General features: G+C 43.2%; 30 protein-coding genes. 23 read left to right on the forward strand and 7 right to left on the reverse strand.

Going from position 1 to position 23570, the window contains the following annotated elements; genetic code table 11:
- Positions 1-3 precede the first annotated feature (3 nt).
- The 19 genes from OGM16_11540 (at position 4) to OGM16_11630 (ending at position 14476) form a co-directional block, all read left to right on the forward strand.
- Positions 4-924 (forward strand): DUF4316 domain-containing protein, encoded by a 921-nt coding sequence (locus tag OGM16_11540; GenBank protein ID UYJ45454.1) that lies wholly within the window; start codon positions 4-6, stop codon positions 922-924.
- On the forward strand, positions 924-1622 hold the full coding sequence (locus OGM16_11545) for a hypothetical protein (GenBank protein ID UYJ45455.1): 699 nt from the start codon (positions 924-926) through the stop codon (positions 1620-1622). Before OGM16_11540 ends, OGM16_11545 begins: the two co-directional genes overlap by 1 nt.
- Complete coding sequence (mobC, locus tag OGM16_11550) at positions 1619-1963, forward strand: plasmid mobilization relaxosome protein MobC (protein UYJ45456.1); 345 nt, start codon at positions 1619-1621, stop codon at positions 1961-1963. The genes OGM16_11545 and mobC overlap by 4 nt, the downstream gene beginning before the upstream one ends.
- An 85-nt stretch (positions 1964-2048) precedes the next feature.
- On the forward strand, positions 2049-2339 hold the full coding sequence (locus OGM16_11555; GenBank protein ID UYJ45457.1) for a CD1845 family protein: 291 nt from the start codon (positions 2049-2051) through the stop codon (positions 2337-2339).
- 88 nt (positions 2340-2427) lie between these two features.
- The gene (locus tag OGM16_11560) at positions 2428-3837 is read left to right on the forward strand and encodes a relaxase/mobilization nuclease domain-containing protein (GenBank protein ID UYJ48448.1); all 1410 of its coding nucleotides are present in this window, start codon (positions 2428-2430) and stop codon (positions 3835-3837) included.
- A gap of 262 nt (positions 3838-4099) precedes the next feature.
- Positions 4100-4483: a GntR family transcriptional regulator gene (locus tag OGM16_11565; protein UYJ45458.1), complete on the forward strand. Its 384-nt coding sequence runs from the start codon at positions 4100-4102 to the stop codon at positions 4481-4483.
- A complete protein-coding gene (locus OGM16_11570) occupies positions 4476-5336 on the forward strand; it encodes an ABC transporter ATP-binding protein (GenBank protein UYJ45459.1) in 861 nt (286 codons plus the stop codon). Before OGM16_11565 ends, OGM16_11570 begins: the two co-directional genes overlap by 8 nt.
- On the forward strand, positions 5329-5979 hold the full coding sequence (locus tag OGM16_11575; protein ID UYJ45460.1) for an ABC-2 transporter permease: 651 nt from the start codon (positions 5329-5331) through the stop codon (positions 5977-5979). Before OGM16_11570 ends, OGM16_11575 begins: the two co-directional genes overlap by 8 nt.
- A gap of 128 nt (positions 5980-6107) precedes the next feature.
- A complete protein-coding gene (locus OGM16_11580; protein UYJ45461.1) occupies positions 6108-6287 on the forward strand; it encodes a cysteine-rich KTR domain-containing protein in 180 nt (59 codons plus the stop codon).
- A gap of 80 nt (positions 6288-6367) precedes the next feature.
- Complete coding sequence (locus OGM16_11585) at positions 6368-6991, forward strand: VanZ family protein (protein UYJ45462.1); 624 nt, start codon at positions 6368-6370, stop codon at positions 6989-6991.
- Positions 6992-7566: 575 nt separating this feature from the next.
- Positions 7567-7824 carry a sugar ABC transporter permease gene (locus tag OGM16_11590; protein UYJ45463.1) on the forward strand — a complete coding sequence of 86 codons (258 nt, stop codon included), beginning with the start codon at positions 7567-7569 and terminating at the stop codon, positions 7822-7824.
- 131 nt (positions 7825-7955) lie between these two features.
- Entirely contained in the window at positions 7956-8348 is a 393-nt protein-coding gene (locus OGM16_11595) for a winged helix-turn-helix domain-containing protein (GenBank protein UYJ45464.1), read from the forward strand.
- A 505-nt stretch (positions 8349-8853) separates the two neighbouring features.
- Complete coding sequence (locus OGM16_11600) at positions 8854-9276, forward strand: sigma-70 family RNA polymerase sigma factor (protein UYJ45465.1); 423 nt, start codon at positions 8854-8856, stop codon at positions 9274-9276.
- Between the two features lie 600 nt (positions 9277-9876).
- On the forward strand, positions 9877-10092 hold the full coding sequence (locus OGM16_11605; protein ID UYJ45466.1) for a hypothetical protein: 216 nt from the start codon (positions 9877-9879) through the stop codon (positions 10090-10092).
- A gap of 135 nt (positions 10093-10227) precedes the next feature.
- Positions 10228-11856, forward strand: a complete 1629-nt coding sequence (locus tag OGM16_11610) for a recombinase family protein (GenBank protein UYJ45467.1) — start codon at positions 10228-10230, stop codon at positions 11854-11856.
- A gap of 195 nt (positions 11857-12051) precedes the next feature.
- Complete coding sequence (fliD, locus tag OGM16_11615) at positions 12052-12540, forward strand: flagellar filament capping protein FliD (GenBank protein ID UYJ48449.1); 489 nt, start codon at positions 12052-12054, stop codon at positions 12538-12540.
- A gap of 15 nt (positions 12541-12555) precedes the next feature.
- Positions 12556-12963, forward strand: a complete 408-nt coding sequence (locus tag OGM16_11620; protein UYJ45468.1) for a flagellar protein FliS — start codon at positions 12556-12558, stop codon at positions 12961-12963.
- A 10-nt stretch (positions 12964-12973) separates the two neighbouring features.
- On the forward strand, positions 12974-13378 hold the full coding sequence (locus OGM16_11625) for a hypothetical protein (GenBank protein UYJ45469.1): 405 nt from the start codon (positions 12974-12976) through the stop codon (positions 13376-13378).
- Between the two features lie 6 nt (positions 13379-13384).
- Positions 13385-14476, forward strand: coding sequence for a nucleotidyltransferase family protein (locus OGM16_11630; GenBank protein ID UYJ45470.1), 1092 nt, complete (start codon positions 13385-13387; stop codon positions 14474-14476).
- On the opposite strand, the gene OGM16_11635 is transcribed toward OGM16_11630, so the two are convergent.
- The 7 genes from OGM16_11635 to OGM16_11665 all read right to left on the reverse strand — a co-directional run bounded on the left by OGM16_11635 (position 14466) and on the right by OGM16_11665 (position 19035).
- Positions 14466-14789: a helix-turn-helix domain-containing protein gene (locus OGM16_11635; protein UYJ45471.1), complete on the reverse strand. Its 324-nt coding sequence runs from the start codon at positions 14787-14789 to the stop codon at positions 14466-14468. The two genes, OGM16_11630 and OGM16_11635, sit on opposite strands and share 11 nt — an antisense overlap.
- 40 nt (positions 14790-14829) lie before the next feature.
- On the reverse strand, positions 14830-15066 hold the full coding sequence (locus OGM16_11640) for a carbon storage regulator (protein ID UYJ45472.1): 237 nt from the start codon (positions 15064-15066) through the stop codon (positions 14830-14832).
- Positions 15047-15541, reverse strand: a complete 495-nt coding sequence (locus OGM16_11645; protein ID UYJ45473.1) for a flagellar assembly protein FliW — start codon at positions 15539-15541, stop codon at positions 15047-15049. The genes OGM16_11640 and OGM16_11645 overlap by 20 nt, the downstream gene beginning before the upstream one ends.
- Before the next feature lie 314 nt (positions 15542-15855).
- Entirely contained in the window at positions 15856-16551 is a 696-nt protein-coding gene (locus OGM16_11650; protein ID UYJ45474.1) for a hypothetical protein, read from the reverse strand.
- Positions 16552-16573: 22 nt separating this feature from the next.
- A complete protein-coding gene (flgK, locus tag OGM16_11655) occupies positions 16574-18247 on the reverse strand; it encodes a flagellar hook-associated protein FlgK (GenBank protein UYJ45475.1) in 1674 nt (557 codons plus the stop codon).
- 51 nt (positions 18248-18298) lie between these two features.
- A complete protein-coding gene (locus OGM16_11660; GenBank protein ID UYJ45476.1) occupies positions 18299-18727 on the reverse strand; it encodes a flagellar protein FlgN in 429 nt (142 codons plus the stop codon).
- A complete protein-coding gene (locus OGM16_11665; protein UYJ45477.1) occupies positions 18724-19035 on the reverse strand; it encodes a flagellar biosynthesis anti-sigma factor FlgM in 312 nt (103 codons plus the stop codon). Before OGM16_11665 ends, OGM16_11660 begins: the two co-directional genes overlap by 4 nt.
- 224 nt (positions 19036-19259) lie before the next feature.
- Here OGM16_11665 and OGM16_11670 point away from each other — a divergent pair, with 224 nt between their 5' ends.
- From OGM16_11670 to OGM16_11685, 4 genes are read left to right on the forward strand one after another with little or no spacing between them, the layout of a single operon-like run.
- A complete protein-coding gene (locus tag OGM16_11670; protein ID UYJ45478.1) occupies positions 19260-20681 on the forward strand; it encodes a hypothetical protein in 1422 nt (473 codons plus the stop codon).
- A complete protein-coding gene (locus OGM16_11675) occupies positions 20668-20979 on the forward strand; it encodes an EscU/YscU/HrcU family type III secretion system export apparatus switch protein (protein ID UYJ45479.1) in 312 nt (103 codons plus the stop codon). The genes OGM16_11670 and OGM16_11675 overlap by 14 nt, the downstream gene beginning before the upstream one ends.
- Positions 20954-22366, forward strand: a complete 1413-nt coding sequence (locus OGM16_11680) for an N-acetylmuramoyl-L-alanine amidase family protein (GenBank protein ID UYJ45480.1) — start codon at positions 20954-20956, stop codon at positions 22364-22366. Before OGM16_11675 ends, OGM16_11680 begins: the two co-directional genes overlap by 26 nt.
- A gap of 19 nt (positions 22367-22385) precedes the next feature.
- Positions 22386-23534 (forward strand): N-acetylmuramoyl-L-alanine amidase family protein, encoded by a 1149-nt coding sequence (locus OGM16_11685; protein ID UYJ45481.1) that lies wholly within the window; start codon positions 22386-22388, stop codon positions 23532-23534.
- Positions 23535-23570: the final 36 nt, after the last annotated feature.

The raw sequence follows: 23570 nt of genomic DNA on the forward strand, positions 1-23570 counted from the left end.
GGAATGGAAAGGAAACGGACCTATGGTGTATGGGCAGTACGAAGCAGCACTTCTATTTTCGGACCGGCACAAAGCTGGTGCAAGGAAAATGGAAAACCGTTGGAGTTTGATAGCAAAGCCGACGCTGAAAACTATGCAAAGGAAGCCAACGAGCATACGACAGCAAATGTCCGATACTATGTGAAAGAAAAAGAACCGGAACCCGGCGCTGTTCGGAAAGGAACATCTCAACCGGAACTGGATGCGCGCAGCCATGAAGAAGTAATACCAAGAAATGATGCAGCGGAAAAACAAAACGAGATTCCGGGCCGACAGATTCCTTCTCAAACAGATCCGCTGGTAGAAATCCGCTCTGCGGTCCATAGTAATTACGCGGGTATGGTCGCTATGCTGGGTGCGGACAACCGTGTGTATTTGGGGCGTGAGGAACGTTGCCATTACCAGGATATGCAGCCATCTTACTATGACAATCAGGACGGTTCCCTGTGTTTTGTCTGTGATCAGCCCGACATGTATTATTTTCTTTATGGAGAAGGCTGGGCGCATACCCAGACGGAAATGCTGGAACGAGGGCTTACCTTGCGCCAGTATGAAGAATTTGCAAGACTGCAAAATGGGGTCCTTGCACAGTTTACCACCCAAAGAGAAATTCTGTTTGCCGGACAGCCATTTCAGGCGCCGGAGAGTTATCTGCGCAATGCAGAACTTTATGAGGAAGGTCAGACCGGCAACTACAATATGCTGGATGGCAGGCTAAATAACGAACCACCTGTGCGTCCGGATCTGACAGATGGACAGACGGATGAAGAAATCCGGGAGCTGGTGCCGGAAGCAAAGCCATCTTTGATGGACCGTCTGAAAGCAGACAAACCGGAGCACGAAGCAAGGCAGATGATCCCTCCTGTGCCGGAAAGGGAACGCTGATGGCCGAGGTAAGATTTGAGGATGTAGATCTTCTGGGTGCTCTTTCCCGTATCGTAGATCTTCATACCCAACATTATAAAGAGGACTTTGACCTGGATAAAGAACTAATCTCAAAACTGGCTGTGTCAGAACGTTCAGAGGATAAACAGCTTCTTTGGATGTCACGCTCCTGCGGAACCTATACCCTGCGCGAACGGGAAGTTTATCTGGATGGAAGCCATGAAAATAAAGTGTGGCGGTTTTACCATGAACAGACAAATGATCCAGTTTTGGCTTATGCCATCTCTTCGAAAGAAGTCAGGGACGGAAAAATATTTGGCGATCTCTATCCGCTAAATTACAGAGAACATGTGGAACGGATGAAAAAGCTGACCTGTCCAATCGGAAATGTAGCCGTTGCATTTGAGGATGGAAATGTTATCACGATTCCCTATCAGGAACGGAGACAGCTTATGAACCGGCTTATGCCAGAGCATGGAGTCCCTAAAACAATGACTTATCTGCCGGAAAATGAGCCGGAGCTGATGATGATCCTAAAACGGGAACGCTTCAAACGCAGCTATCATGCGACAGCCGGAAATCTGGAGGAATATCTTGATAAGCTGGAAAAGACCACCCTGCGGGAAAAACTCAAAAGAGCAAAGACGGTGGTTTCAACACAGGAGGTCTCATCTCATAAAAGAGGGTTGGAACGATGAAGGGCAGGCATAACAAAAAATCCGTCCGCGTCGAATTTGTCATGTCCGAAGCGGAGGCCGAACTGGTAAAAGAACGCATGGCGGAACTTGGCATTACCAACCTGTCGGCATATCTGCGAAAGATGGCCGTAGACGGTTACATCATTCACCTTGATATGGGAGACATTCAAGAAATGATCCGACTTCTCCGCATTTGTTCCAATAACTTAAACCAATATACCAGACGGGCCAATGAGACCGGCAGTATTTATGCCGCAGATATAGAGGACATCCGCACCCGTCTGGACAGCCTTTGGGATGGCATGGATAAACTAATCCGGGGATTTGCAAACATTTCATAAACAACCGGAAAGCCGTTGCTTTCTTTTTGCCGTCACGGTAAAATTTTTATAAGGGCAGATGCCCTTCTGAAAGGAGGCAAAGCGTATGCGTTTGATAGGTAAATTACTGGCACTTCCCTTTATGCTGGTTACGGGGATTCTTTATCTGGTATGTAAATTTTTAGTGGTTTTTTCCGGTGCGGTACTTGGGATTCTTTCCGGGATCATCTTTCTGGCGGCATTGGTGCTGTTCTTTGTCGCAGGTTTTTTGCCGGGTCTTGCATGGCTTATGATCGCCTTTCTTATCAGTCCATACGGTCTGCCTCTGGCGGCTGCATGGCTGGTAGGGATCATTGGCGGGGCAAACAGTGCCTTAAAGGATTTTATATTTGGTTAAGCAGATTTGGCGGGGCGCATAGGCAGCCCCGCTCTTTTTCTGCAATTATAACTTCTCTGATTGAAATTAAGTTAAGGAGGTGACGAAAATAGCGACCACAAGACTGATGCCTCTGCATGTAGGAAAAGGTCGGAATATCTCTACTGCGATTGCAGATATTATTGATTATGTAGAAAATCCGCAGAAAACCGATTTTGGAAAATTCATTTATGGCTATGAGTGTGATACCCGGCTTGCTGATGCAGAGTTTCTTCTTTCTAAACGACAGTATGCAAATCTGACCGGCAGAAACCAGGGGGCGGATGATGTGATCGCCTACCATCTCCGTCAGGCATTTAAGCCCGGCGAAGTTACGCCGGAAGAAGCCAATCAGATCGGCAGGGAGCTGGCGCTAAAACTCACAAAAGGAAAACATGCCTTTGTCGTCTGTACCCATGTAGATAAGCACCATGTCCATAATCACATCATTATCAACTCTACTACACTGGACTGTCAGAAAAAATTTCGCAACTTCTGGGGCTCTACCTGGGCAATCCGGCGAATGAATGACAAGCTGTGTTTGGAGCATGGACTTTCGATTGTTGAAAATCCGAAACCCAGCCGGGAGCATTATGGCACATGGCTGGGAAATAAAAAGCAGCCTTCCTTTCAGGAGCAGATACGTATTGCTATTGATGCTGCATTAGAGGAAATGCCAAAAGATTTTGAGGAACTTCTAAAGAAGCTGGAGGCTGCCGGGATTGAAGTTAACCGTGAAAGAAAACATCTTCGGTTCCGAGTTCCGGGACAAGAAAATTATACCCGATGCGATACGCTCAAAGGCGATTATACAGAACAGGCCATCAAAGAACGAATTGCCGGTACACGGACAGTAAAATCCCGCCATACTTTTTCAAAAAAACCGGTTTCCAAAGTTGGATTGCTGGTAGATATAGAGGCTGCAATCCGTTCCGGCAAAGGTCCCGGTTATGAGCGTTGGGCAAAAGTGTTCAACTTAAAACAGCTTTCCCAGGCAGTGCTCTACTTAAAAGAACATGGCGATATGGGTTATGAGGATCTTCTGGAAAAAGCCAACGCCGCTACCACTAATTTCAATACCTTATCCGTTCAAATTAAAGATTTAGAGTCAAGAATGAACGCCAATGCCGAGCTACAAAAGCAGATCGTAAACTATGCGAAAACGCGGGCTGTCTATGTAGAATATCGCAAAGCCGGGTACAGCAAAAAATACCGAATAGTACATGAGGCTGAAATTCTGCTGCACCAGGCGGCAAAGAATCATTTTGACGAGCTAGGAATCCAAAAGCTCCCCTCTGTTAAATCTCTCCGGGAGGAATACACCGATCTTCTGGAACAAAAACGGAAAGCCTATTCTGCCTATAAGCAGGCCAAAAATGATATGAAAGAACTTCATAATGTTCGGGCTAATGTGGAATATCTATTAGAGATTTCTTCCCCACCGCTACCGCAGCGCAGCACAGAAAAATCACGTCAATAAGGTTTGTCAGCTTTTCGTTTTCAGCGTTCCAACGGAACGCGCAGCCATTGCCACCCGCAATGATCTCAGGGGTTTGGGGATATGTCACCAACAAGCATTTAGCAGGAATTCCGGGAACGGGATTTCTGCTAAATACGCAATCTTACGTAAGATTGCATTGCTTGCCAGTAAGTTTAGCTCCATGTATTGACATCTTAGCCGCGTTTGTGTTATACTGTTATACACAACAGCATAACAGTTAAAACACACGGAGGATGCAGAAATGAAACTGATTATTTCAAATGTATCTGGCGTCCCCATATACGAGCAGATTAAACAGCAGATCAAGGCGGCTATTTTATCTGGCGAGCTTCAAGCCGAAGAAACTTTGCCCTCCCTTAGAACACTTGCCAAAGACTTAAAGATCAGCGTCTTAACAGTGACAAAGGCATACACAGAATTAGAGCAAGAGGGCTTTGTTAAAAATGTGCAGGGGCGTGGATGTTTCGTAATGGGGTCTGGTTCAGAACTGATTAAGGAGCAGCTTATTTGCAAAGTAGAAAACAATCTCACCGAAGCAATAAAAGCTGCAAGAATGGCAAATCTATCCACAGAGGAATTACATCGCCTTTTGGACATTTTAACGGAGGTAAAAACAGATGACTAATTATTTAGAGGTAACGAATCTTTCGAAATCTTTTGATTCTTTTCAGCTTCACAATATCAGCTTTACTTTGCCAAAGGGATATATTATGGGCTTGATTGGCCCGAATGGTTCTGGCAAAACAACGACAATCAAACTGATTTTGAATATGCTCAAGCGCACCGGTGGCACAGTCAAAGTGATGGGGCTGGATAATATCGCAGAAGAACAAAAAGTAAAATCAGAGCTGGGCGTTGTTTTCGATACAAATTATTTCAGTGATGATTGGAAAGTGTCGCAGGTTGAAAAATCCATTTCGGTATTTTATCCAAATTGGGACAGCCAGAAATTTGCGGATATGTTACGGAAATTTCACATTGCACCAACCAAAAAGGTAAAAGAACTTTCCAAAGGTATGCAGATGAAGTTAATGCTTGCCTGTGCGTTTTCATACGACGCCAAACTGCTGATCCTCGACGAGCCGACCAGTGGACTTGATCCGGTTTCCAGAGATGAACTTTTGAAAATTCTTTCAGAGTATATTGAAGATGGCGAGCATAGTGTTTTGTTCTCCACCCATATCACAGGCGATTTGGAGCGTGCAGCCGATTATATTACCTACATCAGTTATGGCGAGCTGTACTTTACTGGCAGCAAAGATGATTTTGTAGATATGTTCCGCATTGTAAAAGGTGGAATTGAGGAACTGTCCGATGATCTGAAAAATAAGGCGGCTGGTATTCGTACATTCCCTACGGGATTTGAGGCTCTGATGAAAACCGAAGATATTAGCGGTTTCCCTAACCTGACCGTTGATCCTGCCACCATTGATGAAATTGTAGTGTTTACAAGCAAGAAAGGTGACGATTATGAGTAATATTTTGAAATCCACAAAATTAGATATTGCATTGGTAAAACCATATTTTAAGACGATTTGCTTTACCCTGCTCCTGCCGATTGTGTTTGCCGCAATCAATCGTTCTTTGCTGACAGGGGTATCATTTGCTATGTGCTTTATTGCCATGACGACGGGATATACCTTTTCCATCACAGAAAAAAACAGCATGGATCGTCTGTTTGGTATTTTACCTGTTCGTAAAAGCGAGCTTGTGATCGGACGCTATGTTTTTGTCCTTGCAATGGGGCTTCTTTCCTTGATTATTTCTTTGATTGCACAGCCGCTTGTCTTGAAAGTGCTGGGTGAAACAGTTGGCGTATTTGATATTGTAACTGCCGCTATTGCAGGAGTATTCTTATTTGCACTCTATACCGTGTTCCAGATTCCGGGATATTACAAGTACGGCTCAATCAAAGGACGGGTATTTATGTATATTCCAGTGGCCGGTTTTTTGGTGACTTTACTTCTTCTCTCTAAAATGCCAGCTATCGGGAACTCAATTATTTCAGTCGTTGAATCTTCTCCGATACTTCTCGTTTTCCTTGCGGTTTTTGCTATTGTTGTGATGTATGCGGTTTCAATCTTCTTGTCCATTCGGATTATGAAGAACAAAGAAATGTGAGGTGATTGTATGGATTTTACAATTTTGGTAGTTGTGCTTTTGCTTGGTGTTGGCGTTCCTATCCGTAATAAACTCATACGGAAATATCGGGATAAGAAAAAGAATGATCGCAATTCGGAGTGAACAATATGGAGAAAACAGAGTTCATCCGCTGCCCAGTCTGCGGGAATAAAACACGCGACAAAATTCGGGAAGATACCGTACTTAAAAATTTTCCTCTCTTTTGTCCAAAATGCAAAAGTGAATGTCTAATCGACATTGAACAATTAGACTTACGATTAGCATTATGGGAATACCGTCGTTACTAATGACAGTATTCTGTTTGCTTTATGAGAAAATGCTCAATGCTGGAATGGGCAATAAATTTGAATTTGACAAGGAGATAATAATGATACCAATTTCTGATATTCTCATCCGCTCAATTAGTGGGTATGTGTTTATGGTTCCAGTCTTCGTACTGTATTTCTTGTGGCTCAAAAAATTGGGGAGAACACAAAGTTTTCTCCATACCGCTGCAGTGTTTGTTTTTGGTTATTATTTATTCGGACTTTTGACCGTCACAGGCATCGGCTTTACAAGCACAATGACCTTTCGCCCGAACATTTCTTGGACTCCATTTATCGGTATGATAACTGGGCCAATTGATACCATTCTGAATATTATTCTGTTTGTCCCGTTGGGATTTTTCCTGCCGCTGCTGTACAAGAAATATCATCACATGAAGACGGTTGCATTGACTGGCTTTCTGTTTTCTTTGGCTGTTGAAATTGTCCAGATGTTTGGCTGGGGTTCTTCCGACATCAATGACTTGATGACAAATACCGCTGGAGCCTGTATTGGATTTTTAGTTTATTGTCTGCTGTCAAGAATCTTGCCTGCCAATCTGAAAAAGCAACTTCAATCCAGCCGTGTCAATGCTGTGGCTGAAGTACTTCTCTTTGCTATTTGCACATTTGCCATTATGGTCACGGCTCAGACTTGGTTTGTCCATGATGTGCTGAATGTTCCATAAATTGTATCGGAAACAATCGGTCTCAGATATAAAAAAATAGTGTCTTCTGTTTGACACACCTGCAGACCGATTTTTCCGTATTGAACTTAGTCGCGTCAACGAAGCCACTACCTATGGAATTTCAATCTTTTCCTTCCTGTTATGCTTGGACAGATTGAATAATTCTCTTTGTGTTATATCTATTATTTTTAGGTAATAGTCCACAACGGCTTCTAACATGAAGGTACAAAAAATAAAAGTTGATCCTCAATCAACCCTATTATTGTACTCTTCAATTCATACTTTTCGATCTCAATGGTAGTATGGTTAGATAGACATCTGTTGCCGCTATCCCTTGGTAAGTTACCCGTTCAGCTTACCTACAAATTTAGAATACAATAAATGGCATCATTTGAACAGACTATATTTTTTTAAAATAACTGTTCTACTATGAGAGCTTCGGTCTGTTTGCTGTGCTGATTCTGGTACAGTTGGCGGCCACCGGCGCAGCAGCGTTCCGCTTTTACTACAAACAAAGAAAAGGCTGAATAGAAAATAGGTATCATCAATCAAAAATATCATTGGAGGTATAACTTATGGAAAAAGAAACAATGGGAACTGTAATTTCAGTTACAAAACAATGGTGGTTAAAAGTGAATCGTAAACCTGCCCGCGTTCATGCGATGGATGGCGCAGCCTTTCCGCATACTATCAAGGTCAAATATACGATAGACGGTAAAGATTACATCTGCCGAAAATGGATTGGTGCAGGAAACAACGTTCCTGACAAGGGAACAACGATTAAAGTTACCTATTGGGAAGATAAGCCATCGAAAGCAAGAATTGAGCTCTAATCAATAAATTTATCAAAATATGGAGGTGATGATGTGATGGGACATTAGTTGTTTTTGATATTGAAGAATCCGGCAAGAAGATTGGTGAAAAGTTATTTCTGCTTCTTAACGAGGAACAAAAGAATGCTCTAATGCAATATATTTTGGAACAAGGAGTCAGTCATGGAACAGTATTCAATTCCTGTCACACTTTCTCCGCAGCAGAGAAGAATCCTCTTACAGAAATACAAGAAGGCGAGCTTTATCTATGTCTGGAACACCGCACTGTCAGGGTTAGGGAACGGATTATCAACTTGACAAGTAAGGAGTTTGATATACTGGCATTGCTCATTGCCAATCCCAAACGTGTTTTTACTTACGAACTGATTACCGATTTGGTTTGGAAAGAGGATTGTGATTTCTATTCGAGAAAAGCGATTCATAATCATATGAGTAAGTTGCGTAAGAAATTGCGTTTTGAACCGGATCTTCCAAACTACATTGAGAGTGTCGCCGGGATCGGCTATAAATTTGAACAACTATAATATGAGCCCACAAGGTGTCGGTTCCCCTTGTGGGCTTGCTTTTTGCAGCATATATTCTAAGGAGCAGAATATGTAGAAAATTGCGAATATAAAGAGTAAAAAGCGAATGTCTGCGGACTGATACAGGAAACATAATCGATATAATTTTCTCCCAAGGAGGTATCAAGCAGCCGATTCAGGCCCCTCCTTGATGGGAGGAAATGCCTATGCGTCTATGCAACACAGATCCGCAGATAAACTGCTTTACATTCAGTCACCTATACGTCGTAGTCCAGCTCGTATGGATTGTGGCGTTTTTGGTTTCGACAAAGTTTGAGCATTTTCGCTGTCAACCTCCCGGAAAAATTTCATACTGTTGCTTTGGCGCGCCTGTTCTTTGTACGGGCGCGCTTTTTTGTACCCTTTTTTTAATCAGAAAGAGACTTAGACCTTATCGCTGCCGCAGCCCACCCTCTGGTTTCGATTTTTGCCATCAACTCAAACATCGAAATTGGAGGAAATTACTATGAAGAAAATCAATCTTCGGGATTATTACCCGTATTATACACAGGACATGATCGTTGAGGTGCCGGATGAAGTTGCTTTGTTGCTTCGGGAATATATGTTGTTGGAAGAAGCCTATCGGATTCGTACATACCGCTATAAAGCATTTTACTCTCTGGATCGAGACGAAGGTATTGAGCGTGAGATATTGCAAAAGCCTCTTAACCCGGCAGAAATTTGGGAACAGCGTCAAATGACGGAGTTGATTTATAAAGGTCTTTCCAAACTTCCGGTAAAGCAGCGCCAACGGATCTATGCACACTTTTTTCTTGGCATGAGCAAAGCAGATATTGCCAAAGCGGAAGGAACACACAAAAGCCGGATCACCCGTTCTATTGAAGCCGGATTGCGTAGTCTGGAAAAATATTTCAAAGAAATTTTATAACAGACGGCAACTTTGCCCCTAAAAATGTACTGAATAGTAGAGGGACATATTCGGTGGGACAAGCTGGACGGGTGTGGTAAGGAAGCATATACATCCTCCCACCCCAACTGCAATATCAATTTGTCTGCCATGCCCCTTGCTTGTTCCTTGACAACCGAATATACGCTGTTACAGGTACTTCATTCTGTGTTCCGAGCGGCAGATGGGGCGGCGCGGTGACAGGCAGCCTAAGGAGGTGATGAATCCAAGCTGTCCGAGCGATAAACGCAACCTACGAAACCGGCTGTGGCAAGCCGGACGCGATAACGACACAGATCATAATGGTACTTCTTCACAGCTTCCTAAAGACTTGGGGAGAGTTCCTGCGGCGTTTGCTTGCTCTGGCAAAGCGGCGGCGTATGTGGGACTATGATGCGGTGACGCTACCCGCAGCCTGTAACAGCCCCGTCCTTATAACAGAAGGACTTGCCGGGGTGCGTGGCAAATACGGCAGTAAAATCGAAATCAGATATAATGGGCCGGATTTATGTGTGCAATAACCATAGATCCGACCTATTCATGTGGTTTTGATAACACAGTTTTCAGAAGGGAGTTGATACTATGGAATTGAACACCATTGTCAGTGAAGTGGGTACGCTGGTAGACATTCGGGATGTCTCTGTCAACAAAGAACTTTCCCGTGATGAACGGATTGCAGAATTTGTTCAGCAGATAAAAAATCCATACCATTTTAAGTGTGGCCGTTTTACTGTACAGGCCAGCTTTTCTGCTGAAGGAGCTACCCTGGAAGAATGTATCAAGGGTATTTTACGATAGGCGCAATTTTAAGAAAGGGGCTGACTTTTCCGTAAAAGCATGGTAGAATAAGAATCGGAAAAGGAATTGAATATGGCATAACCACACTTCTTGAATTGCGGGGATTTTTCTGTGCAACGAAAGGAGTGTTTTTTTATGCAGGTTTACAAAGCGATTAAGTACATCCGTCTTTCTTATACGGATGATAAAACAGTAGAAAGTGACAGCGTTGCCAATCAGCGGCGCCTGATCGATGATTACATAGCCCGACACCCGGAAATTGAGGTTGTGGCAGAAAAAATTGACGATGGTTATAGTGGAGTTTTGTTTGATCGCCCGGCATTTCAGGAAATGATGCGGATGATCGAACAAGGCGAAGCTAACTGCGTGATTGTCAAAGACCTCTCCCGCTTAGGTCGTGAGTACATAGAAACAGGCCGTTATATGCGCAGAGTATTTCCAGCCTATGGAGTGCGTTTTATCGCAATTAACGATAATGTAGATACGGAAAATGACGCTGCCGATGATCTCACAGTTTCTGTCAAAAACATTATGAATGAGGCTTACTGTCGGGATATTTCCGTTAAGACACGGAGCGCCCTGGAAGTAAAACGGCGCAGCGGGGATTTTGTGGGTGCTTTTACCATCTATGGTTATGTGAAAGCCGGCGATAAACACAAGAGCCTGGAAGTAGACGAATATGCTGCCAATGTTGTGCGGGATATTTTCAGAAAACGGCTGGAAGGATTCAGCGCTTCCCATATAGCGGATGAACTGAACCGATTAGGAATTCTTTCACCGTTGGCGTATAAGCGCAATCACGGAATGCCTCATGCAAAAGGTGGCTATACAGACCGAAAGGATTGCAAATGGTCTGCAACTACAATCATCCGCATTTTACAAGATGAAACTTACACCGGAACACTGGTCCAGGGCAAGCAGACAACGCCCCATTTCAAATTAAAAGAGCGTGAGGACAAACCTTCTTCGGAATGGATTCGTGTGGAGGGAACCCATGAGGCAATCATACAAAAGCACGATTTTGATCTGGTGCAAAGGCTCCGCAGGATTGACACAAGGACTTCTCCCAAATCGGATAAGGTTTACCTGTTTTCCGGCATTTTGATCTGCGGCTGCTGTGGCTGCCGTATGACCCGCAAGACGAACCGCTATAAAGATAAAGAGTATCACTATTATTACTGCCCGACCGGCAAAAAGAATGGCTGCACATCGTCGGTCATGCTGAAAGAGTCGGATCTGATTGAATGTGTACAGGACAGTTTGAAAGGACATATTGAAAATGTTGCTTCTCTGGATGCCCTGCTGTCCAGTATCAGTCAAGAACGGATTAACCGGGAATTGGCGCAGGAATATGCCGCACAGATCAGAGTAAATGAGAAGCGTGTGGCACAGACCGAGGGCTTTAAGGCAAAACTCTATGAAAATCTGGTAAGTGGAATTCTGACAAAGGAAGAATTTCTCTCTTACAAGCGAAAATACAATGCAGATATTGAACTGTTCCAAAAAGCAATCGCTGAATGGAACGAAAAACTTACAGATGTATTAGAAAACCGAAGCGAACGAAACCGTTGGATCAACCATTTTATGAAATTTTCTACTATGGAGGATATTGACCGTCGGGCAGTCATGCAGCTTATCCGAAGCATACGGGTAATGGGTAAAGATGAACTGCATATTGAATTTAATTACCAGGATGAATATCAGAAAGCAATCTTTTTGGCAAAACAGATTGCTACAAAAAATGAAGAAAGGATGGTGGGTTAAATGGCAAGAAAAAGCAGAAAACAGACGGCAGTTCCTATATCTTATAAATTTTCATGCTGCGCCGAAATATGTATATAGAATCTATAGGATTACAGGGACAAAGTATACAGAAGCGGCGCATTTTATGTACACCGCAACATCACATGACTGAAGGCAAAAGAGGGTATTCTGTACAACAGCAGCGCTTTAAAAGATCTGGACAATGCTACCCAGGGCATTTTCTCTTCAATGATGATAAATGGTGTTTCTTATGACGATCTTGAAAAGATCGGAATTTCCTTCTCAGATGATTACACAGCAGGTGGAAAGATCGTATTTGATGAAGAAAAGTTTAAAACGGCCATGGACAGTGATCCGGAAAAGGTATCAGACTTGTTCACAGGCACGCATGGTATTGTAAACACCATAGACAGTACTCTTTCTACTTATGCCACCAGATATGCAAGCAGGAATGGAAATTCCTATGGTGTGCTTATTGAAGAGGCAGGATCTGAAAAACTAAGCCTGACCCTGACTAACAACAGTATTTATAAAGAATTAAAGGATATGCAGGAAACCATCACAAACCTGCAGTCCCAGCTGTCAACTGAGCAGGACCGTTATATCAGCCAGTTTACGCAGATGGAAAGGCTGATTAATCAGATGAATTCACAGTCCAGCTACCTGTCACAGTTAGGTGGCTGATGGGGGTAAGGAAACATGTATGAAAAGTTTAAGCAGTACAAGGAAAGTACGATCTATTCTATGAGCAATCTGGAGTTGTTGCTTTTATTGTATGATGAAGCAGTGAAGCGTCTGAAAATGGCACAAATCGCACTTGAGGATAAAAAATATGAGACTTTTGAAGAGTGTCTCGAAAAAGCAGGACGGATCGTCCGGTATTTAATACAGATACTGGATATGCAGTATCCCATCAGTAAGGATCTGAAACGTATCTATGAGTACCTGATCTATGATATCAGCCGTGTTAAAACAGGAAGGGAACGCAGGGCAGAAGAGATTCCAAGGATCAGCCACATACTTTCTGAATTAAGAGATGCATTTAACCAGGCAGGAAAGATTTCCGGCGATCAGCATATTGTGAGAGAACGAAGTGTTTTCGGTTAAAGGAGAATATATGAGCGCAGACTTGGAAACAATTTTGGTATATCTTCAAAGGAGATATAATATATTAAGAGAAGTTTGTAGTCTGACGGAAGAACTGGCGGAGGCAGTGGAGCGCGGCGACACAGTCTCCGCTTCTCTTCTTTTAGATATGAGGGGAGAACAGCTGCAGCGCCATGCAGACTGTGAAGAACAGATCATCCTGCAGACTGTGGGAAACAGCCTTCAGGCCCGGTATCTACGAGATCTGGCTAAAGGTCCATTAAAGAATGTAAAAAGCTGTTTTAAAGGAAAGACAGAGCGGGAAAAAATGCTGGAGAAGCGTATTGAAGATCTGCGTTGCCGCACAGAAAAGCTTTTAGATAAGATACGCAGGATCGATGGGGGACTTAACAGAAGAATATCAAAAAACAGGTGAAGTTAAATGGAAAATCAAAACTTTTATGAAGGCCGCATACTGGTAAATATGGCTGCATTTGTTATGCGCCAGGATGATTTAAAGCCGCTTCATGGAAATCTGGACTGGGAAAAGCTGTTCCGGGTTGCAGATTATAATAAAATTTCAAACCTGATCTATCTTGCAATCCTGGGAAATAATGAAAAAATACCGGAACGGTGGAAAACACGCTTTTATGAGCGCTACAGTGATACTCTGAAATTCAACGAAAGCTGCACAGAAGGAGAACGGGAGATACTGGTCCTTCTGGAATTAAAAAAAATCCCGGTACTCGTCCTTTCCTCCAGCAGCCGCAGACAGCTGTATCCAAGAGAGGAAATGGCGGGGGAAAGCTCTCTGAAGCTTTTTTTTCTTGACCCGGAAGATTATCTTTTTGCAAAAGGCTATCTGGTCAATATAGGCTACGAAACGGATACTCTCTATCCGGGAGTGGGTGAAAAGATGCGTATACCAGGCCGCTTTTCTGTTGAAATCTATGATACTTTTCCTTTTAAAACCCAGGTATACCAGAAGGGGATGGGAAAACTGCTCCAGCGTACTTTCCTGAAAGAAAATGAAAACTACATTTATGAATGGAAAATCATAGACCAGCTGGTATACCTTATGGTGCAGTCTTCTTACCTATATGTAACAGGACATCTGCAGATACGCCACCTGGCAGACTTATATGTATTTTACAGAAAAACAGCAGCAGAAAACCAGCTTCAGGATCTTGAGGACCGGTTAAAGGAATTTAAAGTAAATATACTGGCGCAGAAGCTTCTGCATTTAAGCTATATGTGGTTTGGAACACGGGAAGAATGTGCCAGCATGGAGACAAAGGAAGAAGAATTACAGGTATTTGATATACTGGAGAAAAATGTATTCTATGGCATGACGGGGAAATTTGGGCCGGAAACAGATGAACAGGCGCTGGATCTTAGATCAGACATATTGAAAGAAGAAGAGTGGGAAAACCGCATGGAAAAAAGAGCATTATTTTACCGGCGTCTGAGAGAGTTTTTTTCTCTCGTACGCCGGCAGCTGAAAGAGCTATATGATATTTGGTTTAGCCGATAAGAGTCATTTTATCAGCATTCACCCGTTTGCGGGTCATTAAGCTTAAATCCTGTAATTTCCGCCCGCATTCATCATTCTTTGCAATAAAAAGAAAATCGCTTTCCATATGATCCAGCATATGAAGTACAGATGCGTAATTGCCAAGAGAAACCGAAGGGCTTCCGGCTTCTATCTTATGTAAGGTAGACCTGCTGATCCCGGCCTGCTCTGCCATAAGCTCAGCAGGAATATTCCTGCGCATACGGGCCATTTTGATCTGTTCTCCCATTTTATTAAGTATCACTTCTGTTTCAGGAAACAGGTTATATACCATCTTTAAAATCCACTTTCTAAACGTACATGATGTACATGGTCTATTTCTTCATATAAGAATTCAGTCCTTTTTCAATAGAGCGCAGTGAATCTGTATCAGATAATAAGGCATCCAGGTTGCTGCGTTCTGCTTCTGTCAATTCTTCCCGCAAAATAGAAATATGCTTCGGGGCATTTATAGCCAGGCTGACAGATCCATTGTCGCAGTCAAGTACAGTGATGCGTATGTCATTCCCGATCAGGATACTGTCATTTTTTTTACGTTTCAGTATCAGCATGGCTATTTATCTCCTTTTTAGTGTCCTGTTCCTTTATCTCTTTACCAAGAAGAGAACGTAAGGTATGGCGGTAATCATAGTCAGCGTTGGATAAGATCACCTGGATCCCTTTGCGGGTATCCGGATTAATGGCAAGAGGACATTTCAAGTTGACGGTTCCATCCAGATAATCCTTCTTTACAGTGCATATGACATAATAGGATAATTCATCACTGGAATCTACTTCCAGAAAGGATAATTCTTCCGGTAGAAGAACCGGTGAATAAGAAGGAAAGAGTGTGGCTGCATCAATGAGGAAAAATGCCACATACGGTTCGTCTACAGACTGGAGTATCAGCATGGAGCTGTCATCCTCCTCCATAGAGAGGGGAAGATAGTCATGGTACTGGGAAAAACCAAATAAACCATCTGGAAATACAACCAGTTCATCTTTGGTATAATCCATCTCGCCGTAATATTTTGTATCAATCTTCATGATTGTATAAGCCTCCGGGGGTCAGTTTTTATATGGTAAGATTAAGAGCAGGGGGATCTGGCTCTTTTTTTGGTGGAACATAATTGGGGGTGCCGGTATATATAAATTCTACTTCAGGGTAAGAGGTTATGATGGTCATTTCCAGGGCTGGTATGTATTCCAGATTGCCAGATGCCACACGAAATTCAAATTCTCCTCTCTGAAGTGTATACAGTCCGTTATTGTCAGGGCTGCCAGAAAATGGATCACAAAAGCTGTTTCCTGATCCAGAAATGTTTGCTGTGCCATGTACTCTTTGGACAGTATCCTGGAGATCAAAAGCTTAGCATATTAAGTCCTCCGGTATAGGTATCTAAAAGAGACTGGCGGTTGGAAATATCGCCATAACCGATATCTACCCGGCCTTGTTCTCTCATAGCTGTCACAAGGTTGTTCAGGTCATCATCGCTTAAATTATAACTGTAAGTATTTTTATCTTTATCATAAGCCATGGTCATATTGACCGTCTTTGTGGTACCGTCTGAATACTCATGGGTATAAGTAAGGGTTTTTCCATCTCCGCTTAAAGAAAACGGAGCTGTTGTAATATCATTTCCGCCGTAAATATAAAAATCCTGATACTGGCTGTTCAGATTGCTGACCATGCTCTGCACATCCTGAAGAAGAGCATCTCTTTTTGTCTGGACAGAAGTTTTTGAGCTGTTATGGGAGGAATCCAGCACATACTGCATGGAAGTCTTACTGTTGCTTAAAGTTTTCTGGATATCCCTTGCGCCCTGCTCCTGTTGGTACAGACGGTTTTTAATATCACCTAAAATAGAACTTTTACTCTTTGCATCCTGATATAAATGATCCATTTTCTTTCCCTGATAATAAGCAAGAGGATTATCAGCAGCTGTTTCATAAGCAGCGCCGGTAGAAACCTTGTTCATGCTTTTATTCAGATTGCTTTGAAGATCATTTAAAGAAGAAGTATACCTGCGGTAAACAGATGAACGTACAACTCTCATAATTTATTAATCCTCCTTATATTTATGCACCAGTATTACTGATCAGGGTATTCAACACTTCATCAAGGGCAGTCATCAGACGGGAAGCAGCATTATAGGCTGAAACGTAGGCCATCATATTGGTTGCTTCTTCATCCAGGCTGACACCGGAAAGAGAGTCTCTGGAGTCCTGGATACTGTTTAAAACAGTTGTGCCCGTCTTTAATGCAGTCTGGTTGGAGCTGGAATCAGATGCCAGCTGGGTGGAAAGGTTATTCATATAATCAGCAAATGTTTTTCCGTTCAATTTCTTGGTATCCTTCATAGCTGCGATCATATCAAGGATTGTATCTGTGCGGTTGGTGCCGTCTGTAGAAATATGGATCGTTCCACTGGTCCAGCCTTTGCTGATACCGATATTTCCGGCTGTTATACCAGTTGTTGAGTCATTGGTGGAATTAGATAAAAGATTCTTATCCGTGTGGTTTTTGCCATTGTTTATGTCATTCATGGAATTTGCGAAAGTTAAAGCTAACTGATCCAGTTTTTCTGAGTAATACTGGTATCCACGGACATCATCCACAGCAGTAGATCCATTTATCACATTGCCGGTACCTGTTTTCTGGAGCATATCCAGGCTTGCCTGAAGAGAGCCGCCTTCAAAATGGATGCCTTTTAACTCTGCGTATATATCATTTGCAGCCTGTCCATTCCCTTTATAGCTGGGGGCTTTTTCAAACTTGATGGAAATGTTTGCAGGATCAGAAACAGAAGCAGCTGTCTGGTGATCGCCTTTTAACACACTTAACTGACCGTAGTTTTTTGTGAGACCGTTAGTACCAAGGTCGGATCCGTTTACCAGGATCAGCTTCTGGCTCTTTCCCTGGGCATCAATATAATTCATGCTCACTTCCAGGTCATCAGGCCAGTCCTTTTTGCCGATCACAGCACCATTTGCATCATAGTCATAGGCGTTATTCCCGGAATGGGCATCATCCTTGTAATATCTGGTTTCAACAGGAATATAACCGGAAAGCTCATCCAGAAGAAGATTTCGTTCATCCTGCAGTTCCAGGGAAGGATGACCGGCAACCTGGTTACGTTTGATCTGCACGTTCAGGTCACCGATCTGGCGGAGAATGTCATTGATCTTCTGCACATCGCCCTGTTCACTGCTGCCTTCCCCTGTGAGCCTTTGAAATTCATTCTGTTCAGCCTGTGAGATCTGTCTGGATGCCTGGTTAAAAAGATTACATACAGACTGCATTTTAGAGCGCAGCTCACTTTCATAGATGGGATCAGCCACTTTTGCAGGATCCTGCATGCTTGTAAGGGTAGACTGGACATCATCAAATGCCTTACGGATGCCGGAAATGGTTGTTTCATCCAGTACCTTTGACAGGGAATTAAGGGCAGTCTGTAAACGATTGGTATAGCTGCAGTCAGCAGACTGGCTGCGGTATTGGATATCCAGATAAGGATCTCTGATCTGTGAGACCCGGTCCATGCTTACCCCAAAGCCTACTGCAGTTTCATTCCCATTAGAATAATGGGAAACAGGATTCGTATAATTAAGGCTGGATGCCTCTAACTGCTGCCTGGTATATCCGGCAGTATTCATATTTGACAAATTCTGTCCTGTAATATCCAGACGTTTCTGGTTGGCCTGGAGAGCGGACAGAGCGGTATTAAAACCGGAAAAAGTTGCTCTTACCATAAAGTATTATTACCTCCAAAATATAAATATCCTGCAGTCCCCACAGTTTTATCAGACATATTTGTCATAAACATGAGGATCGCTCTGCTTCGCACCGGAAAGGCGCTGTTCTAACTGCTTCATGCGGATCCGGATCAGACGGTCTGTGCCACCTTTTACTTTTTTCAGCTTTTCAGCCTGGCTGGATAACCGTTCCAAGATCGGAGAGAGAAGTGCCACAGCCTCCTCGCTGTCCTCCTGCATCAAGATCTGGCGGAAAGTAAGACCCTCAAGACCCGACCTGCGAAGAAGATCACTTCGTTTTTTATCTAGTCCGCGCAGCTGCAGTAAAAGCATGTTTTCATCATTTAAAAGAGATTCCAGCTGATCGGGATGATCAGCTGAAATAACGGTTAGTTTATCAGCCTCAACCTGGCATAGCTGTTCTAATACAGTACACAGCTGTTCTAATACCGGGATCAGGCTTTCAGGCGCCCTCATAGATTATACATGGCCCTTGCAATGGCCATGGGATCCGGTTCGTAGGTTCCTTCCTCAACCTGTTTTTTTAATTGGGCAACCTTTTCAACGGAAACGCCTTTCTCGCGGCAGACATCTTCTGTAATGCTGTGAGCCAGAGATCGTGCAAAAAGTGTTTCATCAGCCGAAATACCTTCAGTATATTCAAAACTGGCTCGGTCAAGATCAGCCGGTTTTGTAGAAATATTATCAGACAAAGCAATATTGCTTTGTCTCATTGATACATGTTCCATGTGTATTTGCTCCTGGATAGAATCTTGAATTTTCATACAATTACTCCTCACCTTAAAATAAAACGGCAGGACCACAAAAGTATCCTGTGATTTTCACATGCTTACTGAATCTATGTAAATTATCGCCTTTTTTCTTGAAAATATAAGAAAAATAATAATTATAAAAAACGGGAAAACGACGACTAAATATGCATATGGAAGTATGCAGGATAAACTCATATTATTATAATATATAGAATCAAAAAGAAAAGGAATAAAACATGTCTAATATATTACAGGTAACAGATCCTTCTACATATATAGATAATAGAAATGTCCATACAGGCCAGGAGCAGCAAAGCGCCCTGAACAGTTCCCAGATCCAGAATCCTTCTGACCCATCTCGTGTAGTGCGGGCAGATGGACAGAAAAGCGGTACCGCTGGTGACCAGGAAAATGAAAGTGGCTTCAGCATCCGCAATTATAATGGAAATTATACTGACTTTCTTCAGAAGCTGGGGCAGGAAAATGAAATAAAGGATTCCCTGGGCCGGATCCTGTTCCGGGATGGAGCCTTTATCGCTAAAGGTGATGAAGACCTGGGAAAAATGGTGCAGCAGCTGCTGGATTCTGCCAGGTTTGAAGATCCTGGCCAGCTGTTGGATTTTTTAAAAATGCAGGGACAGACTAAATTTTCCGGTACTTTCTTTGAAAACCTGAGAACTCTTTTGCAGCAGGAAGGAAACAGAGGCCTGCAGGAAACAGCCCTTAAATTCCTTCAGGTATTCAATAATTATTCCAGCGGTGAGCATCTTTTAGGGCAGATGCAGGAATTGACAGATGAAATAAAAGGAATGCTTTACACCTCTGCAAGACAGGAATATGCATCAATTCTGGATCAGCTGGACTGGAAGGCAGAAAATGGGGAAACGAAAGAAAATGCCCAGGTTCTGTTTCAGAAGCTGGTTCCCTTTCTTTCAAAATATATTTCCCGTACCCATGATTATGGCAGTGTAAGAAGCAGCGTGATCCAGCTGATCCTTTATGGGGCACGTTATGAAAACGGAAGCAGTGTCCTTCTCAGGAGCCTTTTTGAACAAATGGCAGCTAATAGGGATTTTAAACGTTTTTTTGAAACAGAGCCTGAAGAACTGTATGCTGTACTTACCGGTTCAGAAGGAAAAAAAGGAAATATTTATGGAGATATCTTTGGCGCACTTGTGGAAAGAGGAGCAAAAGGAGAAGCCGGGCTGGAACAGGTACAGGATTTTTACCAGCTGATGCGTGGGATGCTGGTAAACGAAAGCGTATATATGCCTGTCAATCATTTTATCCTTCCTTTTCAATATCAGGGAAAAGAAGCTGTATCTGAATTTTGGATCGATCCGGATGCAGAGAAAAAAGAAGAAGAGAAAGATGGAGGCAGGAAAATACGCCTTCTGGTGGACTTTGAGATCAGGGGGGTGGGAGATTTCCAGCTTCTGGCAGATCTCCAGGATCATAAAATATCCATGGAATTGGGAATTCCTAAAAATCTTTCTGCCGGTGCCGGAGAGATACAGGCAAAGCTTCAGGAAATATGTGCCAGAAACGGGATGCGCGTGAAAATGATGCAGGTACAGGAAAGAAAAGCTCATTACCGTCTTCTGGATGTTTTCCCAAAGATTAGAAAAAAGGAGAATGGAATCAATGTCAGCGTTTGAGCGGTTATTAGAACAAAAAGCAGTTGCACTTCAATATTCACCGGAAAAGGACAGCGCCCCGGTGATCGTTGCTTCTGGAATGGGATATATGGCAGAAAAGATCACAGAAGCAGCCAGAAAGTCAGGAGTTCCTGTTTATGAGGATGATTCCCTTGCAACTCTTTTAAGCAGATTACAGCTGGGAGCGGCTGTGCCGGAAGAATTATATCAGGCGATCATAGAAATCTACATTTATTTTTTAGGATATGTGCCGTCATCGGAGGAAAAAGAGAATGAAACAAAATCCGAAAATACCTGACAGAAAGTTCAGACACAGACATAAAATGCTTCTGCTCCTCCTTTCAGGAGTTTTGCTGTTCCAATGGGGAAAGATAGATGCGTTTGCAGCAGCAAAAGAGATAAAAACAGTAAATATCCGTGTTACATCCAAGCTGGAAGCAGGCAGCAAGCTTCCGGATATAAAATTGGAAACGACCACGGTTTCAGATGGGGAAGTAGCAGTAGATGCAGGCGGAAGTAAATACAGCGTTTCCGAGGCAGAATGGACAGACAAAAGCTCCAATGAACTGAAGGCTTCTGAAGAACCTCAGATGAAAGTCACCCTGGAACCGGAAGATGTCAGCGAAGATTATTTTGTTTCCAGCTATAAAAAAGCCAATGTAAAGATCAGCGGGGGAACCTTTGTGTCTGCCAGGAGAGACGGGGATGATCTTGTAGTTACCCTGCGGATAAACGGGATCAAAGGAGACTATGCTGCTCCGGAAGATGCCTGGTGGAATGAAAAAAGCCTGGGACAGGCTAAATGGGAAAAGCCGGATAACACCTCCGGTTATTACGAGGTACAGCTTTACAGAGGAAAATCGAAAGTTTACAGCGTCTCCCAGACCAGTGCAGTCCAGTATAATTTTTATCCATATATGACAAAAACAGGAGAGTATACCTTTAAGGTGCGCACGGTACCGGGAACGGATTCACAAAAAAAATATGGTGGAAAAAGTGAATGGATAGAATCCGGGGAGCTTTCCATTACAGACCGGTATGTATCAGATGGTAAAGGCCAGCAGACAAAAAATCCTTCGGCAAAGTCCGGAACCACAGATACAGTAGGCTGGGTAAAAAAAGACAATATATGGAATTACAGATTTCCGGATGGCTCTATATGCCGTGGTGCATGGCAGTCGGTCAACGGATACTGGTATTATTTTGATGTCAATGGCACGATGCTCACCGGCTGGCAGAAGCCAGCAAATGACTGGTATTACCTGTATGATACTGGGGAAATGGCGGCCGGATGGGCAAAGATCAATGGTCAGTGGTATTATTTCTGGCCATTTACGGAAAATGGGCATATACAGGGAACCATGGCTTATGGAGGCTGGAAAATCATAGGGGCGGATTATTACTTTTTCAGAGAAGACGGCTCCTTATATACCGGCTGGCTGGAACAGAATGGTTCCTGGTATTATTTAAACACACTGGACAACAGCCTTCAGGGAGCCATGTTTACCGGCTGGCTGATCCGTGAAGGGAAAACTTATTTCCTGGATGCTGACGGAGTTATGGCTACCGGCTGGTATCAGGTTGACGGGAATTGGTATTATTTCTGGCCGGATTCAGGTGAAATGGCAAAAAACCAGTATATCAATGGATTCTATGTTAATGAGGACGGAATCTGGTACAGGTAAAGATATGTGAGGAATGGATATGAAAATGATCAGAAAAATACTCCTTTGTGCCGGAACAGGACTGCTGCTTGGAACAGGAAGCTTACCGTCTGTGCCAGGGGGAATCTTTCATATGTATACAGTGTATACAGCTTATGGGGCAGACAGCAGCATCATCGAGACCATGAGTATTAAATTTAACACCACTTATGGAGATCCGGAGGAAATACCACAGCCCCAGATCACCATCAACGGATCAGGGGTATCCATTGGGGATATTTATTACAAAACAGAATATGAAAACTGGAAACCTGGTAAAAAGGTACGGATGGAGATCACTGTGGATGCTGCACAGGGAAAGTATTTTCCTGTGTCCCTTGGACGATCCAAATGCCGTGTGACCGGGGCGGATTTTGTATCGGCGAAAGCCCTGGATAATACCACCATGCAGGTAAAAGTGGACTATACGCCGGTCACTGTTCTGGGTGACACAGCTTTAGCAGGCTGGAGCTCACTTGACTCAGAAAAGGCAGTGTGGAAGAAGGTAGACTATGCTCCGGGCTATACCCTGACTTTATATGGAAATGATAAAGTGGTAAAACGGATGACAGTTACAGATAACTCTGTCAGCTTAAAGGAGTACATGACAGATCCGGACAAGATCTACTATTATCAGGTAAAAGCGGTCCCGGTTACGGCAGAACAGAAAAAATACTTAAAAGAAGGGGAATTTATTACATCAAAGGAACAGGATGTAGATGACAGTGAGGAAGAGGAGAAAGAAAAAAAACATGCAGCAACTTCCCAGAGCAGCAGTACTGGTCCCGGCATAGCAGGTTCTCTAAAGGGAGACAACTTTGTTATGCCGGATGGGACTCTGGCAGTCAATACCTGGAAGCTGGTGGGAGGTATATGGTATTACTTTAATGCTGAAGGAAACCGTACCAGGGGCTGGTTCCCGTATGGTGGAAAATGGTATTATTTTGACGGAAATGGATGTATGAAGACCGGATGGGTGGACACAGGAAACGGAAAATGGTATTACTTAAACCCGGATGGGGATATGAAGACCGGTTGGCTGTATGATAAAAATATCTGGTATTATCTAAATAACGATGGATCTATGGCAGTAAACTGTTCTCAGGATGGCTGGTACCTTGGAGCAGACGGCGCAGGCCGAAAGGAGTAAAAAATATGAGTTTAGCACCGATAACAGGAGATGGAG

This window comes from Lachnospiraceae bacterium (assembly GCA_025758065.1).
GTDB lineage: Bacteria > Bacillota > Clostridia > Lachnospirales > Lachnospiraceae > Enterocloster.

Bases quoted from the DNA above. Each gene is read 5' to 3' on its own strand.
- OGM16_11605 (UYJ45466.1), top strand. From the start codon at position 9,877: ATGGAATTGAACACCATTGTCAGTGAAGTGGGTACGCTGGTAGACATT.
- OGM16_11540 (UYJ45454.1), top strand. From the start codon at position 4: ATGGAAAGGAAACGGACCTATGGTGTATGGGCAGTACGAAGCAGCACT.
- OGM16_11625 (UYJ45469.1), top strand. From the start codon at position 12,974: ATGAGCGCAGACTTGGAAACAATTTTGGTATATCTTCAAAGGAGATAT.
- OGM16_11680 (UYJ45480.1), top strand. From the start codon at position 20,954: ATGAAACAAAATCCGAAAATACCTGACAGAAAGTTCAGACACAGACAT.
- OGM16_11665 (UYJ45477.1), bottom strand. From the start codon at position 19,035: ATGAAAATTCAAGATTCTATCCAGGAGCAAATACACATGGAACATGTA.
- OGM16_11575 (UYJ45460.1), top strand. From the start codon at position 5,329: ATGAGTAATATTTTGAAATCCACAAAATTAGATATTGCATTGGTAAAA.
- OGM16_11630 (UYJ45470.1), top strand. From the start codon at position 13,385: ATGGAAAATCAAAACTTTTATGAAGGCCGCATACTGGTAAATATGGCT.
- OGM16_11595 (UYJ45464.1), top strand. From the start codon at position 7,956: ATGCAATATATTTTGGAACAAGGAGTCAGTCATGGAACAGTATTCAAT.
- OGM16_11585 (UYJ45462.1), top strand. From the start codon at position 6,368: ATGATACCAATTTCTGATATTCTCATCCGCTCAATTAGTGGGTATGTG.
- OGM16_11580 (UYJ45461.1), top strand. From the start codon at position 6,108: ATGGAGAAAACAGAGTTCATCCGCTGCCCAGTCTGCGGGAATAAAACA.
- flgK (UYJ45475.1), bottom strand. From the start codon at position 18,247: ATGGTAAGAGCAACTTTTTCCGGTTTTAATACCGCTCTGTCCGCTCTC.
- OGM16_11640 (UYJ45472.1), bottom strand. From the start codon at position 15,066: ATGCTGATACTGAAACGTAAAAAAAATGACAGTATCCTGATCGGGAAT.
- OGM16_11565 (UYJ45458.1), top strand. From the start codon at position 4,100: ATGAAACTGATTATTTCAAATGTATCTGGCGTCCCCATATACGAGCAG.
- OGM16_11545 (UYJ45455.1), top strand. From the start codon at position 924: ATGGCCGAGGTAAGATTTGAGGATGTAGATCTTCTGGGTGCTCTTTCC.
- OGM16_11635 (UYJ45471.1), bottom strand. From the start codon at position 14,789: ATGGTATATAACCTGTTTCCTGAAACAGAAGTGATACTTAATAAAATG.
- OGM16_11610 (UYJ45467.1), top strand. From the start codon at position 10,228: ATGCAGGTTTACAAAGCGATTAAGTACATCCGTCTTTCTTATACGGAT.
- OGM16_11620 (UYJ45468.1), top strand. From the start codon at position 12,556: ATGTATGAAAAGTTTAAGCAGTACAAGGAAAGTACGATCTATTCTATG.
- OGM16_11555 (UYJ45457.1), top strand. From the start codon at position 2,049: ATGCGTTTGATAGGTAAATTACTGGCACTTCCCTTTATGCTGGTTACG.
- OGM16_11590 (UYJ45463.1), top strand. From the start codon at position 7,567: ATGGAAAAAGAAACAATGGGAACTGTAATTTCAGTTACAAAACAATGG.
- OGM16_11645 (UYJ45473.1), bottom strand. From the start codon at position 15,541: ATGAAGATTGATACAAAATATTACGGCGAGATGGATTATACCAAAGAT.
- OGM16_11570 (UYJ45459.1), top strand. From the start codon at position 4,476: ATGACTAATTATTTAGAGGTAACGAATCTTTCGAAATCTTTTGATTCT.
- OGM16_11670 (UYJ45478.1), top strand. From the start codon at position 19,260: ATGTCTAATATATTACAGGTAACAGATCCTTCTACATATATAGATAAT.
- OGM16_11600 (UYJ45465.1), top strand. From the start codon at position 8,854: ATGAAGAAAATCAATCTTCGGGATTATTACCCGTATTATACACAGGAC.
- OGM16_11685 (UYJ45481.1), top strand. From the start codon at position 22,386: ATGAAAATGATCAGAAAAATACTCCTTTGTGCCGGAACAGGACTGCTG.
- OGM16_11675 (UYJ45479.1), top strand. From the start codon at position 20,668: ATGTCAGCGTTTGAGCGGTTATTAGAACAAAAAGCAGTTGCACTTCAA.
- OGM16_11660 (UYJ45476.1), bottom strand. From the start codon at position 18,727: ATGAGGGCGCCTGAAAGCCTGATCCCGGTATTAGAACAGCTGTGTACT.
- OGM16_11650 (UYJ45474.1), bottom strand. From the start codon at position 16,551: ATGAGAGTTGTACGTTCATCTGTTTACCGCAGGTATACTTCTTCTTTA.
- mobC (UYJ45456.1), top strand. From the start codon at position 1,619: ATGAAGGGCAGGCATAACAAAAAATCCGTCCGCGTCGAATTTGTCATG.